We start from the raw sequence: 15242 nt of genomic DNA, 5'->3' as shown, positions 1-15242 counted from the left end.
ATGGGATCGGCGTCATCGCTTTTTTGCAGTTCGAACGATACCGAGAAGCAGACGCTGCATCGGCGCATTACCCCCTCAAGCGACCAGTTCGAGGAGCAGCAAGCGCGCTGGAACGCCCTCGCCGAACACCTCTCCGCCGACTTGCGGAAAAGGAGCGGTTATTCGATCCGGACATGGCTTCAGGGGTCATATAAATTCGGGACGCAAACGCGCCCTGTCCGCTTTGGCGAGGAGTTCGATATCGACCTCGGCATCTATTATGTGTGGAAGGGTTCGCGCGACGACGGAGACTATGACCCTCAAACCCTGAAGGGTTTCGTCAGGGACAGTCTGCTTGCCTATGCGGCTAACAACCCTGACGACGTTTTGTCGGTCGCCCCGCCCAAGCCCCGATGCGAGCGCATCCGGTTCAAGGGCAACTTCCATATCGACGTGCCTGCGTATCATCTGGAACCCGACCTGGACGAGCGGTCGCTCGCGACCCGCGACGGCTGGGAAGACAGCGATCCAAAGGCCATCTATATCTGGTTCCGTGACTCGTTTGATGACATTGAGCGCGCCAAAGTACGGCGCCAGATCAGATACCTGAAGGCGTGGGCGGCCCTCAAATTCGCTGAGCCCGATCGGCCGTCATCGATCCTTCTGACCGTCCTGATTGCCGAGGCGGCCCGTGACTTGGGCAGCCTTCCGGCCGATGATGAGGCTCTGCGCGACCTGGTCGAGCACATCACCGAGCGCCTTGAGGACGATTGGCAAGTACCTAATCCCGTAGATCCTGATGAGAATCTGGTCCGGATGTCCTCGCAGCAGATGCAAGACTTCATTCGTGCGCTATCTAATCTGCAAGACGTTGCCAGCCGCGCCTGCGAGGCGGAAACCGAATTCGCAGCAGCCGACATCTGGCAGGAGGCGTTCGAGCATTTATTCCCGATGCCCGAGGGGCAGCAGGCGATGGTCGAAATGGCAAAGTGGCTGCCGGTAAGATCGGTGATGCCCGAGATCAGGATCACGGCGATTTCTCGCAACAACCCGCAGGGCGGGCGGTTCACTGGCATGAACCGGATTGGGCCGATACCGAAGGACTGCGATATCTATTTCGAGGTCGTGAATCCGGGACAGCTTCCGGCGAACAGCTCCGTCGCATGGATGGTGCGCAATGAAGGCGGCGAGGCCGAGAATACGAACGATCTTGGTCATTTTGCCGGGCTTGGCCTCACGGCCAATGAACGTTCGGCCTATCGCGGCACCCACTACATGGACTGCGTCGTGAAGGTGGGCAGTCAGACGGTCGCCATGCGACGGGTGCCGGTCACTATCAAAGGTGTCGCCATGCCTCGCAGGAACCCGGTTGCCAGACCCGACTACGTCCGCCTTCGCGGCAGAAAGTAGTGGAGATTCGATTCTGGCCGAAGCAAAGATTGTCAATCTTTGTTATGTCGCGTAGGTGCCGTAAGATGGGATACTGTCGAACGATGGACTCCAAAAGTCCGGGCGACCTTATTGCCGTCATCTCATCCGAGTTGAACGCCCACAAACCGGCCCAGCATGACCGGAACCTCTACGCAATGCGTAACATCGTCGAAAGGTTTTTCTGCAAGATGAAGGACATGCGATCCATTTCCACAACATGACATACATCGTCGCAATCAGATGCTGAATCAATTGAGTCCACACCTTTGTTACGGCATTCTTTGTCCTTAGCTGATATATACAATCTCAAGTTTTTTTATCCATGTTAATTTATGGCACCTTTAAGGAGTATTAATTCAGAAAATGAATCACCGACGAGTTATTGTCGTCGACGAGTGGTCATAATGCTTTTGATTTTAGCGCAACTATTTTCTTGCCAGACGGCCGCCTTGCCCCACCACTACAATTGGTTGCCAACTTAGATCGGCCTTCACTACTACAAAATTTCTTTCGACATCAGCTTGAGAGTAAAACTCTGACGTCATATATAGCACGGCGTAAAAACTACGCCATTCAAGGTGACCAGTATAGCCATGCATGTCAGCATAAATACCGTCCAGCGCCGTTTTTGCCTCCTTTTCGCTGTCGATAAACTTTGCTGCCATAAGTGAACGTACACCGATATCGGGACGGTACGTTTTGATCGTCTTGTCGAGGGGTATTTCGCGCACGACATCAACGAACGAGAACGCTAAGACTTTCAGCACTGCCTTGCGAACCTCTGCTTCAGTAGTAGGTTCGAGGTTTGCATATTTTATAATCTTATGAGTATTCTTAAGGATGGTCTCAAACACGCCAAGGCCGGTTACCTCCCGTCCTTCTGTCATTACTGCCAGCGAAGAGTACAATGCTCTTGCAGCGGCGAGCGCCGGGCTGTGGAACGCTGAATCCCAATGTGAGATTTCAATGTCCTCAAGGTTCGCGAAGGAGCGCATTTTGCGCACGACGTCCTTGCGATAGGCTGGGAGGCCTAGTCGCTCCGCAAGGATCGCAGTATCGCGGAACACTTTCTCAATTAAAAAGACGAGATGTAATTGAACCTCATTGAGTTCTTGTGCATGGTCACCCACGTCAATATTATTTAACGTGTTGTTTTCACTTAATGTTTGGTATTTCATCAGCATACGCTCAGCTTCGCTGATCGTATTTCAGATTGATGCCGTTAGTAATTGTTCTTCAATATGCATAGTCTGCCAATCTCACTGAGCGGATGCCGGATAAAGTCCGATTTTTGCGTACGCTCGAAACTTCAATAAGTTCTCTTATTCACGGGATGGCACTAGGTGTTTAGTCCCATTATGTGATGGGTTGGATTAAGATTGAACCTTTCGAGCTCTATTGTCCAGATTTTGCAGATGCATTCGTAAGGTGCGAGGCCGCTAAGCGTCTTCAAACGGCGGGCATAGTTGTATGCTGCGATGAAGTCACCGAGATGGGTTTGGAGTTGATTGTGGCTGTCGTAGTGATAGCGCTTTACGGTTGCTTAGGTCGGCCACTTACCGTGATGTCCTTTAGGCGTTTTGCGTCCAGGATCTCAGAATGCACGGAGAACTTCTTCAGGAGTTCGGTCGCCCACTCCTTGCGCAAGGATATCAAGTGGCAGGAGGCGGGCAAGTTCTTCTGACCGATGAGTAGGTCCGTCGACGCAAAGGAGACGACCCCTCATAACAACTATTTCCCTCTCGGCCGCTTCCCACTTGCTTACCTATTGCTTACCCGAACGCAAGTACGGCCTAGCGGTGTTAGCGCTAAGCCGTTGATATATTTGGTTGCGGGGGTAGGATTTGAACCTACGACCTTCAGGTTATGAGTTCTACGTTTTATTCAAAAATTGGCTTCGTCATATTTTTCATTGATGTACGTTGCATTTTATAACAACCGCCGATCTACTATGGAGCAGGAAAACATGTTTTGTTCTTTTGGTAATTTTAAATTGTAAGAAAAGTAAGCTTTATGCGAAAATTATGCCTATTTATTCTGACAAAAATTTATCTAACTTGTTGATTTATAAGCACTGGTATTTTGCTTATTATTGAAAACCAACAAGTTTATCGGGGCCCAGCGCATATCCTCCCGCCCGGTAAATCAGAACCCCGGATTGGGGGGCAGTCCAGATGCGCGTTGATACATTTAAAACCCTTTGATCCCTTCGGGCGATCAGGGCATCGCCCTTGTCTTTTACCCCCAGGGCCATGGCTACAGCCTGGATGTTCGACCGGACGTCTTCGAAACCTTCAGCGCGATGTAGGAATATGCCCTGCTTTGGCTGGTTTATCCATTGGGCGATTCAAACTGGCAAACAGTCGTCAAAAGACAGTTAAAGACGCTCCGAGGGCTCACGCCATCATTGCCGCAGGAGGTCGGTGGCTGGACGCCGCCTGAGCCGCTGCCGCCACCGCACCGGAAAATCGGGCCTCCGCCTCTTCGGGCGTGTATCGGGCACGAGAGACAGCAACATTAATCGCGCCAACGGGAGCGCCGGTGCTGTCGATGATCGCCGATGCGATAGAGATATCACCCAGAAAATATTCTTCAAATGCGGTCGAATAACCGCGCTTTGCTGAAACCGCGATCTTCTGCAGCAACGCATCCCTGTCACAGGTCGTATGCTGCGTGAATGCCTTTAAGGACGATGCATTGATCACGTCTTCTGCTGCTTCCGGATTGAGCCGCGACAGCATCGCAATACCTGGCGCAGAACAATAGGCGGGCATCCGCGTTCCGATAACGACGTCGGTTGCCAAGACATGACGACTGGGATAGCGCGAGATAAAGACAATATCGGTGCCTTCCAGGATCGTAAGATTGACGGTTTCCTCCGTCTCTTTACTGAGATGAATGAGGTAAGGCTGGGTTCGCCGAATGAATTCATTGCTGTTCAGATAGAAGTTTGTCAGTTGCAGAACCTTAACGCTTAAAACCCAACTGTTCGTGTTTTGAAAGCGTTCAATATAGCCCAGTTTCGCCAGGGTATGCATAAACCTCTGCGCAGCGCTCTTGCCAATCTGAGTCTTGGCGGTGACTTCTGCCAGCGTACAGGGCGTGCCGCTGTTGCCGATCGCGTTCAAGACCCGAAACGCCTTTTCGACAGACTGAACCATCAGCAGATCAGGGTCCGATCCTGCTTCGTCACTCCCTCCCCCACGGTTGCCTGATGCCTTAACCATATTTCTAGATGGATTACTCAAAATGCGCGCTCCCTGACCTTATTCTCATCTCGGATTACTCTTCGCGGACTATATTCCATATTTGATACGTTGCATCGTATTGCGATATATTGTATCGAATTCAAATGCAAACTTTGTGCACCCAAACTCACCAGAGGTTACAGGTCCAATCATGACATTGCCAATACTAACAGAAGTCAGAGACGAAATCGGTTTCATCACACTGAACAAGCCGCATATTTTGAATGCGTGGGACAGGCCGATGCGTGACCTGCTGGTCAATAGTCTGGAAACCTTTGAGGCCGATCCGGCAATCAAGGCGATCATTCTGACAGGCGCGGGGGATCGTGCTTTTGGTGCCGGGCAGGACCTAAACGAGACCAAAACCTTCGATTCAAAAAATGCGGAAGATTGGATTGAAGAATGGCGACGCCTGTATGGAACGATCAGATCCCTAACGAAACCGCTGGTTTGTGCGCTGAACGGGTTGGCGGCAGGATCCGCCTTCCAAGTCACACTCTTGGCCGATCTTCGGGTTGGTCATGCGGATGTAAAGATGGGACAGCCAGAGATCAATTCTGGTCTGCCAACCGCAACTGGTTCGTGGATCATGCGAGAACTTATCGGTCTTTCCCGGACCATTGATCTGACCCTTACAGGCCGAATGGTCCCGGCTGACGAATGTTTGGCCATGGGCCTGCTGAGCCGCATTGTCCCAAAGGAGCAAGTCATGGACGCCGCGATAGCGCTGGCCCGGGAACTTGGCGAGAAAGCACCTATCGCCATGCGCCTGAACAAGCGGCGATTCCAGGAAATGACTGAGGCGTCGTTTCAGGAAACCATGTCCGCAGCCTCGCGCATTCATTCAGAAGCTTATGGTACCGGCGAGCCAAGCATGATGATGGAGCGCTTTCTGAAGAAGACAGAACGGAAGGGCTGAGTTATGGCGGGTGTCAGTGAATTTCTTCGTAATACCGGACCGATGAATGACGCGGAATCTACCGCAAATCCAGCCTCGGTTGATATAACATTGGGGGCGGCGTTCAAAGAAAAAGCCACTCAAGAACCAGATGCAGTTTATGCCGTATTTGAAGGCGTAACGATTACTTTTGGGGACCTGGATCATCGCTCTGATGCAATTGCGAAGGTGATCCGAGACAAGGGTGCTATCCCAGGTGATCGCATCATCACAATGCTTGTGAACAGTCCGGACTGTCTGGCGTTAATATTTGGCATTGTAAAGGCAGGCATGGTTTGGGTACCTGTTAATGTCAATCAGCGTGGCGAAGGTTTGAAAGCAATCTTCGAAAATTGTGATCCGCGCCTGGCTATCATAGAAACCGAATTGGCGGGCGTGCTCTCCGATAGCGGGATCGAATTAGGGCGGGACGCCCTTATACTTCACGATGAAGAGGTCGGGCTGGCGTTTGCTGAACAAGGGCAGACGGCATCTATGCCGTATTCGGTGCCGAATGCGAAACCGGATCAGCATTTCGCCCTGATGTATACGTCCGGCACAACGGGGCCGCCAAAGGGCGTTATCGTGACACATAGAATGTTCCGATTGGCCGCAGAATCCTCGATTCTGGTTTCCGATGCGCAGGATCATGACATTTTTTTTATGTGGGAACCTTTGTATCATATTGGCGGGGCACAGCTATTGTACCTCCCCGTCTTAAAAGCCATGCATCTGCATATGGTTAAACGCTTCAGCGCGAGCCGATTCTGGCAGCAGGTCCGGGACAGTGGGGCAACCCAGATCCATTATCTTGGTGGCATTCTTCAAATGCTGTTGGCCCAACCTGAAACCAATCAGGACACGGATCACAAAGTGCGCATAGCCTGGGGTGCGGGATGTCAAACCGACACATTCGCCCTGTTTACAAAGCGTTTCAATGTGGCAATCCGCGAATGCTATGGCATGACGGAAGCCTCAAGCATCACAACCTATTCCACGTCAACACAGCCGGGTGTCGTCGGCAAACCTGTGCCGTGGTTTGATGTACAAATCCGCGATGAACATGACCAGATTGTCCCAAATGGTCAGAAGGGGCAGATCGTTGTCTCCCAGAAAACATCAGGGGGGCTGTTTCCCGGATATTTTCGGCAAGCGGATGCAACCAGGAAAGCACTGCAGAACGGTACACTTTACACAGGTGACCTGGGATCCCTGGACGAAGCAGGCATGCTGCGATTCCATGGCAGACAATCCGACAGCGTGCGGTGTCGGGGAGAAAATATTTCTGCATGGGAAGTTGAACATGTCGTCCTGAAGCATCCCGCTGTTGAAGAATGCGCCATTATCGGTGTCGCGGCCCAGATCGGCGAACAGGATATAAAGCTGTTTGTGCGTCTGAAGGATGGGGAAAGTTTATCCCAGGATGCGCTGTGCGATTGGCTGGAACCCAGATTGGCAAAATATATGATGCCTCGCTATGTGGTCTTTGCCGATGACTTTGAGCGCACCGGCAGTCAGCGAATAATTAAACGCAAACTGTCCAGCGAGATAGCAGGATGTTGGGACCGTCTGGCCCTGTCGAAAAGTGCCTGAGGGCATGAGACCTTTCACATTGAATCGCACCACACCAATGAAAATCAAACAATGAGCAGATCAAGCAGACCCTTAGAAATTATATGAATTGCAGTTGCGCGATACATTGTATCGGTATACAGTACATTCCTATTGCGATACGTTGTATCGAAATACGGTGAAAATAAGTAAGGCAGCTATGTCTTATTTGACGTCAAACCTGGAGATATCTGATGAATACTCCCGCCTTCGAGATTCGGCCTTGCACCAACGTTCTTGGCGCAGAAATCCTTGGTATCGATTTATCCAAGCCTTTGTCTTCAGAGACCGTGGATCTGTTGCGGAAGACTTTGTTTGATCGCGGGGTGATTTTTTTCCGTGATCAGGACTTAACGCCAGAACAGCACATCGCCTTTGCACAGCGGTTTGGCGAAATCGACATCAATCGTTTCTTTACGCCCGTGGAAGGTTATCCATCCATTGCCGAAGTCCGAAAAGACCCTGATCAGGTATCAAACATCGGTGGCGGTTGGCATACGGATCACAGCTACGATCTTGCGCCGGCCTTGGGGTCTATTTTGTATGCGCGCGAGCTTCCCCCATGCGGTGGCGACACATTATATGCAAGCATGTATGCAGCCTATGATGGGCTATCTGATGGTCTAAAAAAGACACTGGAAGGCTTATGTGCGCTGCATTCAAGTCGGCATGTCTTTGGCGAAGGGCGGACACGCGAATGGGGTGATCTTAAAGGTCGCCTTCAGAATATGGGCGCTGCAACACAGGACTCCATTCATCCGATTGTGGTCCGTCACCCGGAATCCGGGCGCAAGGCACTGTATGTGAATCCAGACTTTACCGTTGGTATTCATGGTTGGACGCAGAAAGAGTCTGCCCCCCTGCTGGAATACCTCTATCAGCACGCCGCACGCCCAGAATATTGTTACAGATTTGTTTGGGGCCCAGGGTCCATAGCATTCTGGGATAACCGGGCAACCTGGCACTATGCCGTGAACGACTATTCCGGCGTCCGCCGACTGATGCATCGCATTACCCTGGCCGGTGTCACCCTGACACCAGACAGCATTGATCTGAGCGCCGAACAAAATCGGGCCTCAGCGTAAACCAGAACCGTCCAAACAAATGAACAAGAACGGTCCCCTTTATTCGACATTGAACAGGAGAAATGTACATGACCCGTTTTTCAAGACGTCAATTCCTTGCAACCACAGCAACCGCTTCCGCCGTGCTGGCGCTGCCAAATATCGCCCGGGCAGATGGTAAAACGCTAACCATCGTCTCATGGGGCGGAGCCTATCAAAAGGCGCAGAGCGAGGAAGTCTGGCAGCCCGCCGCCAAGAAACTTGGCATTGAGCTTATTGAAGAGACCTATAATGGTCTTGCCGACATTCGCCTGCGTGTCCGGTCCGGTGCGGTATCCTGGGACATTGTCAGCATCGGTGCTGGTGGCGCTGCCCGCGCCGCTGCGGAAGACCTGCTGACGCCCATTGACTATTCCGTCGTGCAGACAGAAAACCTGATGCCCGACTATGCCTCAAAGAACTGGTTGGGCGGGGATCTGTACTCAACTGCTCTTGCCTGGCGAAGCGATGTATACGGGGATAATGCCCCGCAAAACTGGGCTGATTTCTGGGATGTTGAAAAGTTCCCCGGAAAGCGCGCCTACCGAAATCAATCTCTAGGTCATCTAGAGCCCGCGCTGCTTGCGGAAGGCGTCGCCGCCGAGGATGTTTACAAAGAACTCTCAACCGATGCCGGTCTGAAGGAAGCCATCAACAAGATCGCCTCCCTTAAGCCGCACATTGCCACATTCTGGGCATCCGGTGCGCATCAGGCACAATATCTTAAAGACGGTGTGATCGATATGACCTCTGCATGGAGTGGCCAGATCATTCCGTTGATCGAAGCGGGCCAGCCTATTGATCTGACCTTCAACCAAGCCATTCTGGATGCGGATGCCTATGTTGTTCCAAAAGGCGCACCCAGTGAAAAACTGGCTATGGCGTTCTTGAATGAAATCTCCAAAGCGGAATACCAGGCGGCATTTTCAAACAGAATGCCTTATGGTGCAGTGAACGAACTGGCCTATACCAGCGGTGCTATTTCAGAAGAACGGGCTAAGCTGCTGCCGTCATCACCAAAGAATGTGGCAACCCAGTTGAGCCTGAATTCTGAGTGGTGGAAAGAAAATCAAACCCGTGCCGAAAAGCTGTATCAGGAAATGATCACCGCTTAAGGAATGATGTGAATTTGGTGGGGAGCAAGGACCGGGTTCTATGAAGGAAGATGTGTCGTTAAAATCTGCGATGTCGTTAAGCATCGTTGATATTGTTAAACAGTATGGCAGCTTCCGGGCCCTGGATTCGGTTTCTGTAGATGTTGCACCAGGAGAGTTTTTGACTCTTCTGGGGCCATCTGGATCCGGTAAGACAACATTGCTGATGGCAATCGCTGGGTTTGTGCGTCCCGACAGCGGGCATATTCATCTTACCGGCCAGGAAATTACGCGCCTTGCTCCCTATCGCCGCGGTATTGGCGTTATGTTTCAGAATTATGCGTTGTTTCCCCACAAGACAGTCGCTGAAAACATTGCCTATCCATTGTGGCTGCGGCGGGTTCCAAAAGACGAACGAAACAAAAGGGTCAAAGAATCCTTGGAACTGGTGCAATTGGCGGAATATGGGGATCGAACGATTGATGCGCTCTCCGGCGGGCAAAGGCAGCGTGTTGCCTTGGCGCGCGCAACCGTATTCAAGCCACGAATCCTTTTAATGGATGAACCGCTTTCTGCCTTGGACAAACGCTTGCGCGAAGAGATGCAGGTGGAATTGCGTAATTTGCACCGAAAACTGGAAATGACCACAATTTGCGTTACCCATGATCAGCGCGAAGCCCTGACAATGTCAGATCAAATCGCCATCATGGAAAAAGGGCGAATTGTTCAAAAAGGGGCGCCACGAGACGTGTACGAGCGACCCGTGAATGCCTTCGTTGCGAATTTCATCGGTGAATCCTGTCTGCTTCCGGTGGATATCCAAAATGGAAAAACTACATTCCGGCAGCACCCAATTCTCTTAAATGATCCACCAAAACTAGAAGGTCGTCACAACCTGCTGGTTCGTCCAGAAAAACTGCGGCTGTTGGGCCAGGAAACACCGGATGACGTGAACATCTTCAAGGGCAAGGTAGATGACCTTGTCTATGAAGGGGAAAGTGTCGTGTTTCAAATCAACATTGAAGACGGGTACTCGCTGCGCATTCGCATGTTGTTGAATGAACATGCCGCCCAAGGTTTTACTATTCCAGAAATCGGGTCGACAGTGCAATTGGGTCTGCACAAGAAAAACAGCGTTCTAGTACCCGGAAATGCGGGGTAACGATGTCGGTTGATCACGCCCCATCTGGTGTCGACAATGCCGCGGACCTGCGCAGCGACGCACGAATGGAGACTATTCTTCGATTTGGCCTGGTTTTTCCCGCACTGCTTCTGATCGGGGCCGTGGTTATGGTGCCCGTAGGGTTGTTAACTTTCCTGTCCTTTACGGATGATACGGGGGCTTTTTCATTTGAAAACTATATCAGGTTGGTGGACAGCCCCACTTATTTACGGGTGTTTCTGACGACCTTCAGGGTCTCATTGCTTACATCTGTGATATGTCTGATTCTGGGAACCCCTCTGGCCTATTTTCTCAGTCAGCTCAGGCCGCGCATTGCCAATATTTTGTTGTTGGCGGTTCTGTTGCCGTTGTGGACATCCGTTTTGGTGCGAACTTACGCATGGCTGATAATCCTGCAACGCAACGGGCTCGTTAATCAGGCTGGTATGGAACTGGGGATTTTGCAGGAGCCTCTGGCGCTGTCCTTCAATGAACTGGGTGCAGTTATCGGCACAATGCATATCATGCTGCCTTACATGGTTCTTCCAATTTACGCGGCAATGCGAAAGATTGATATGAATCTGGTACAGGCCGCAGCCAGCATGGGGGCACGGCCGCTGACAGCTTTCTGGTCCGTTTTCCTGCCGCTTGCAGCGCCTGGAATAGCCGCCGGTGTATTGATCGTATTTGTTCTCTGCCTTGGTTTCTACGTCGTCCCTGAAATACTGGGAGGCGGAAAAGTCGTAATGCTGGCCATGCAAATTGCCAGTGATGTGCAGCTTTTCTACAACTGGGGGGCAGCTGGTGCCCTGGGCGTTGTTCTGATGATCGCGACCGTGTTCATCATGGCAATTGCCAAAAAGCTGACCCCTTAAAGGAGCGGAACCGTGTTGCGCGTCCCCAAATTGCTGACTCTGTTTGCCGTTGTCATTTTGGCCTTCTTAACAGGCCCCACCCTGTTGATTGTGCCTATGTCATTTTCTGGAAATGCGTTTCTGGAATTTCCCCCCAACAGTTGGTCCATACAATGGCATGAACAGTATCTGAATTCATCGGAATGGATGTCAGCGACGCTTGTTTCAATACAAGTAGCCTTGGCCAATGTCGTCGTGTCCCTGGTTTTAGGGACTATGGCCGCGTACGGTCTGCAGACGGGGCGGTTCGCACAGCATAACATTATTTTTGCGCTGTTGATGACGCCAATCATTTTCCCGGTAATCCTTCTGGCGATTGGCAGTTTCTACCTGTATTCGCAACTCGGAATGCTCAATGGCAAACTGGCGCTTGTCTTATCGCATGCGGCGCTATCGATTCCGGTTGTTGTTATTTTTATGAGCGCCGCCTTCAGAAGCTATGACTTCAACCAGGAACGTGTTGCAGCCAGCCTTGGTGCCAATCGGTTCATCGCTTTCTTCACGATTACACTGCCACAGATTAAGTTTTCACTATTCTCCGCAGGACTGTTTGCGTTTCTGACGTCCTTTGACGAAGTTGTCATTTCCATTTTTGTCGCTGGTGGTAAAGCGACAACCCTCACCAAGAGAATGTTCAATTCCTTAAGAGATATTATGGACCCTACTGTCGCAGCAATTTCGACATGGGTGTTGGTACTGACATGCATTCTGCTGCTTTTGTCTCAAATCAAAACGGATAAGGCTAATTAGGAGAGTGTTCCCGAATGGGCTCCGGCATTCCCCTTCTCCCTTTTCGATAAGCGCGTCAATCCATGCGCATCATGACGGTCATGCGGCCCTGCTGCACCGAAACACCGTCTTGATTGAAGACATCGAAAAGAAACCGTGTGATTGCACGGCCTGGCTTCGACGTCGCGCGTGTATCTTCGACTGTCAATCTTGCTCGAATGGTATCGCCAATCTTAACCGGTTTGGCAAAATCCCAGTTCAAATTCAGCAGACCCACCACCCTATCCCCGAAGAATCCGGTTTGGGTAGCCATCCCAATCATTGCTGACATCGTCAATGGACCATGTGCGATCCGCGCGCCATATGGCGTGGAGTGTGCGAACACATCATCCATATGGATCGGGGTGAAGTCCCCCACCAGCCCGGCGAAGGTGTGGATATCACATTCCCCTATTGTCCTGCCGGCTGTCACAACGGTTTGTCCGACCGTCAGCATAGGTTTTAAGTCACTCATGTATCTGTCCCATCTGCACCATAACCTCAATCTCGTGACGCAGGATTTTACCGGTCGTGCTGCGAGGAAAGGCATCGTAAGACATAAAGTAAACACCCCTGGGGCGCTTATAACCAGCCAAAGCGCCGCGGCAGAGGGAATCAACGTCGGCCTCTGTCAATTCCTTGTCCGCGCGCGCGATACAGGCGATGGGAATTTCTCCCCAATGGGCATCTTTTCGCCGAATCACCACAGCTTCGCGTATGCGCTTATCTGATAACAGAACCCGCTCTATTTCTGCCGGATAAATGTTCTCGCCACCAGATTTGATCATGTATTTCGCGCGATCCACAAAATCGAAACCACCGTTGACGGATCGTTGAAACAAATCTCCCATTCGGAACCATCCGCCCTGAAAATCCCGCCGGTTCACATCATCAGCATTCCAGTAACCACTAAAGACAGTGGGCCCTCTTACAGCGACCTCGCCCGGGGTGCCATAGGGAACATCATGGCCATCCGGATCCAACAAACGCACATCACATAAAGAGCTTTGTATCTTAGAAAGGGTTTCAGGCATCTCCCCCGGCGGAATTAACATAGCCGATGCCGGCGCAAGTCCGGTTTCCGTGGCGCCAAAACTGTTCAAATAAGGCGCATTGGTCAGACGGGAGAGTTTTGCCGCCAAGCTGAGCGGGACCAGATCGATCATAGCCCCGACAGCCCGAATACTCTTGGCACATCGACCTGACTTTTCCAATATTTCCACTACCGGCTCAATGGACCCTGGCATCAGCAGCATCCATCCGATGGCGTGCTGTTCCATTATGTCAACGATCCGATCAGCGTTAAACCCATCCACAATATGGACGGTTGCCCCCGACATTAACGCCCCCAAAACTTGATCTGTGGAGCCCATATGGAACATTGGCGCCCAGGCGACAAAACCATCCTCGCGCGTAACATTCAGGTCCATGCGCAGGACGGCCATACGTGCGATTTCCGCGCGATGGCTGATTAAGGCGCCCTTGGGAAGGCCCGTTGTTCCGCTGGTGTAGAGAATGACCAAGCCATCTTCCGGATCAACATTCCCACTATTCGCCAACGGCTCAACCTGGCGCGAAGCCTGTTCATATGCATCACCCAGCGTCAGGCATGTCACCAAACCAGTATCCAAGCGGTTGATAGCCTCTTGATATCGTTCTGATACGATCACCAAACTGGGGGAGACCAGATTTATGCAATGACGCAATTCATCATCGGCCAATCGCCAATTCTGACAGGCAACAATTGCGCCGATCATGGCAGCGGCCAACTCGATTTCTGCATATTCGTGCCGGTTCTCAGCCATCAGGGCAATCCGCTGACCCGGCATGATACCCAATCCGCGCAGCAATGCTGCCGTGCGACGCACACGATCCTGAAGCACACTATATGTCCAGGTTTCGTTCAGCTGACTGATAGCAACTCCATTTGGGTTACGTGCAACCTGCGCGGCAAAAAGCTCATAGACGGACAAGCTGCCTGTCCGGATAACATCGTCGGTTACAGGACGCCCGTTTCGCGCTGCCACAGTCGTCCCCTCCTCGGTCAAGTCCAAGTTGCCGTCTCTGCAATGGCCGTACGATATTCCTCACCCAGCCGACGACACAGGTCAGCAGCGCCGGGCACATCTACAATACTCCCGACCCCCTGCCCCGCCGCCCAAACCGTCTTCCAGGCTTTGACCTCGCTGGTGCCAAAGTTGTAGCCTTCTGGCTTTGTTAAATCATCTGGATCAATACCCGCAGCCCGAATGCTGTCGCGCAGAAAATTCCCATCCACGCCGCTGATCGCCGGCGTGTACATAATATCGCTCGCCTGAGACGCGCAGATCATTTCCTTTTGGGCTTCTGGTGCCAGACATTCCCGTGTCGCCAGGAAACGTGTGCCGATATAGGCCAGGTCGGCGCCTAACATCCGTGCCACGGCGATATGACGCCCGGTTGAGAGGGCACCGCCCAGAATGATCGTACCCGCAAATATTTGCCGAATTTCAGGAACCAATGCAAATGCGCTCAATGTGCTGGCATGCCCGCCAGCACCGGAACAAACCGCGATAATGCCATCCACGCCGGCTTCCACCGCCTTCCTGGCATGACGGATATTAATAACGTCATGAAAAACGAGACCACCATAGGCATGAACCGCTTCCACCACTTTATCATTCGCCCCTAGAGAGGTGATAACAATCGGCACCTTTTGTTCAACCGTGACGGCCAAATCAGCCTCTAAACGCGGATTACTGCGATGAACCACCAGATTAACGGCAAAGGGCGCAACCGGGTTTCCGGCCTGCTGCCTTATAACATCAAGTCTTTTTTGAATGTCCTTCAACCAGTCTCGGTACCCTTCTGTGGTGCGTTGATTCAAGGCAGGGAAAGATCCGATTACCCCCGATCGGCAGGTCTCCACAACCAGGTCAGGGCCAGAGCATAGAAACATCGGGGCGGAAATAGCAGGGATTGACAATTGGCCCTTTAGAGCGTCGGGCAACGGCAT

The 15242-nt window shown here is 51.8% G+C and carries 13 protein-coding genes and 1 pseudogene; 8 read left to right on the top strand and 6 right to left on the bottom strand.

Going from position 1 to position 15242, the window contains the following annotated elements; all coding sequences use genetic code 11:
- Positions 1 to 1389: a CBASS cGAMP synthase gene (locus tag ACOSDR_RS00330; RefSeq protein ID WP_420730018.1), complete on the top strand. Its 1389-nt coding sequence runs from the start codon at positions 1 to 3 to the stop codon at positions 1387 to 1389.
- Between the two features lie 446 nt (positions 1390 to 1835).
- Here the strand turns inward: ACOSDR_RS00330 and ACOSDR_RS00325 are convergent, their stop codons facing one another.
- From ACOSDR_RS00325 to ACOSDR_RS00315, 3 genes and pseudogenes are all read right to left on the bottom strand, one after another.
- Entirely contained in the window at positions 1836 to 2594 is a 759-nt protein-coding gene (locus tag ACOSDR_RS00325; protein ID WP_420730017.1) for a hypothetical protein, read from the bottom strand.
- 155 nt (positions 2595 to 2749) lie between these two features.
- Positions 2750 to 2953, bottom strand: a pseudogene (locus tag ACOSDR_RS00320) (IS3 family transposase); the annotation flags it as partial.
- An 853-nt stretch (positions 2954 to 3806) separates the two neighbouring features.
- Positions 3807 to 4658, bottom strand: coding sequence for an IclR family transcriptional regulator (locus ACOSDR_RS00315; RefSeq protein ID WP_420722918.1), 852 nt, complete (start codon positions 4656 to 4658; stop codon positions 3807 to 3809).
- Positions 4659 to 4809: 151 nt separating this feature from the next.
- Between ACOSDR_RS00315 and ACOSDR_RS00310 the strand changes: the two genes are divergently transcribed.
- From ACOSDR_RS00310 to ACOSDR_RS00280, 7 genes are all read left to right on the top strand, one after another.
- Entirely contained in the window at positions 4810 to 5577 is a 768-nt protein-coding gene (locus ACOSDR_RS00310) for an enoyl-CoA hydratase/isomerase family protein (RefSeq protein WP_420722917.1), read from the top strand.
- A 3-nt stretch (positions 5578 to 5580) separates the two neighbouring features.
- The gene (locus ACOSDR_RS00305; protein WP_420722916.1) at positions 5581 to 7188 is read left to right on the top strand and encodes an AMP-binding protein; all 1608 of its coding nucleotides are present in this window, start codon (positions 5581 to 5583) and stop codon (positions 7186 to 7188) included.
- Between the two features lie 212 nt (positions 7189 to 7400).
- A complete protein-coding gene (locus ACOSDR_RS00300; RefSeq protein WP_420722915.1) occupies positions 7401 to 8291 on the top strand; it encodes a TauD/TfdA dioxygenase family protein in 891 nt (296 codons plus the stop codon).
- A 68-nt stretch (positions 8292 to 8359) separates the two neighbouring features.
- Positions 8360 to 9424, top strand: a complete 1065-nt coding sequence (locus ACOSDR_RS00295; protein ID WP_420722914.1) for an ABC transporter substrate-binding protein — start codon at positions 8360 to 8362, stop codon at positions 9422 to 9424.
- 40 nt (positions 9425 to 9464) lie between these two features.
- Positions 9465 to 10565: an ABC transporter ATP-binding protein gene (locus ACOSDR_RS00290; RefSeq protein ID WP_420722913.1), complete on the top strand. Its 1101-nt coding sequence runs from the start codon at positions 9465 to 9467 to the stop codon at positions 10563 to 10565.
- A 2-nt stretch (positions 10566 to 10567) separates the two neighbouring features.
- Positions 10568 to 11440 carry an ABC transporter permease gene (locus ACOSDR_RS00285; protein ID WP_420730016.1) on the top strand — a complete coding sequence of 291 codons (873 nt, stop codon included), beginning with the start codon at positions 10568 to 10570 and terminating at the stop codon, positions 11438 to 11440.
- Positions 11441 to 11452: 12 nt separating this feature from the next.
- The gene (locus ACOSDR_RS00280; RefSeq protein ID WP_420722911.1) at positions 11453 to 12229 is read left to right on the top strand and encodes an ABC transporter permease; all 777 of its coding nucleotides are present in this window, start codon (positions 11453 to 11455) and stop codon (positions 12227 to 12229) included.
- Positions 12230 to 12284: 55 nt separating this feature from the next.
- Here the strand turns inward: ACOSDR_RS00280 and ACOSDR_RS00275 are convergent, their stop codons facing one another.
- Genes ACOSDR_RS00275 through ACOSDR_RS00265 form a run of 3 tightly spaced genes read right to left on the bottom strand, consistent with a single transcriptional unit; the run spans position 12285 to position 15242 of the window.
- Positions 12285 to 12722, bottom strand: a complete 438-nt coding sequence (locus ACOSDR_RS00275) for a MaoC/PaaZ C-terminal domain-containing protein (protein WP_420722910.1) — start codon at positions 12720 to 12722, stop codon at positions 12285 to 12287.
- Positions 12715 to 14274, bottom strand: a complete 1560-nt coding sequence (locus ACOSDR_RS00270; RefSeq protein WP_420730015.1) for a class I adenylate-forming enzyme family protein — start codon at positions 14272 to 14274, stop codon at positions 12715 to 12717. Before ACOSDR_RS00270 ends, ACOSDR_RS00275 begins: the two co-directional genes overlap by 8 nt.
- A gap of 17 nt (positions 14275 to 14291) precedes the next feature.
- A complete protein-coding gene (locus tag ACOSDR_RS00265; RefSeq protein ID WP_420730014.1) occupies positions 14292 to 15242 on the bottom strand; it encodes an NAD(P)H-dependent flavin oxidoreductase in 951 nt (316 codons plus the stop codon).

Source organism: Hwanghaeella sp. 1Z406, assembly GCF_048892425.1.
Lineage (GTDB): Bacteria > Pseudomonadota > Alphaproteobacteria > UBA8366 > Aestuariispiraceae > Pacificispira.
Note: the sequence above shows the minus strand (reverse complement) of the source record. Positions and strands in the feature narration are given on the sequence as shown.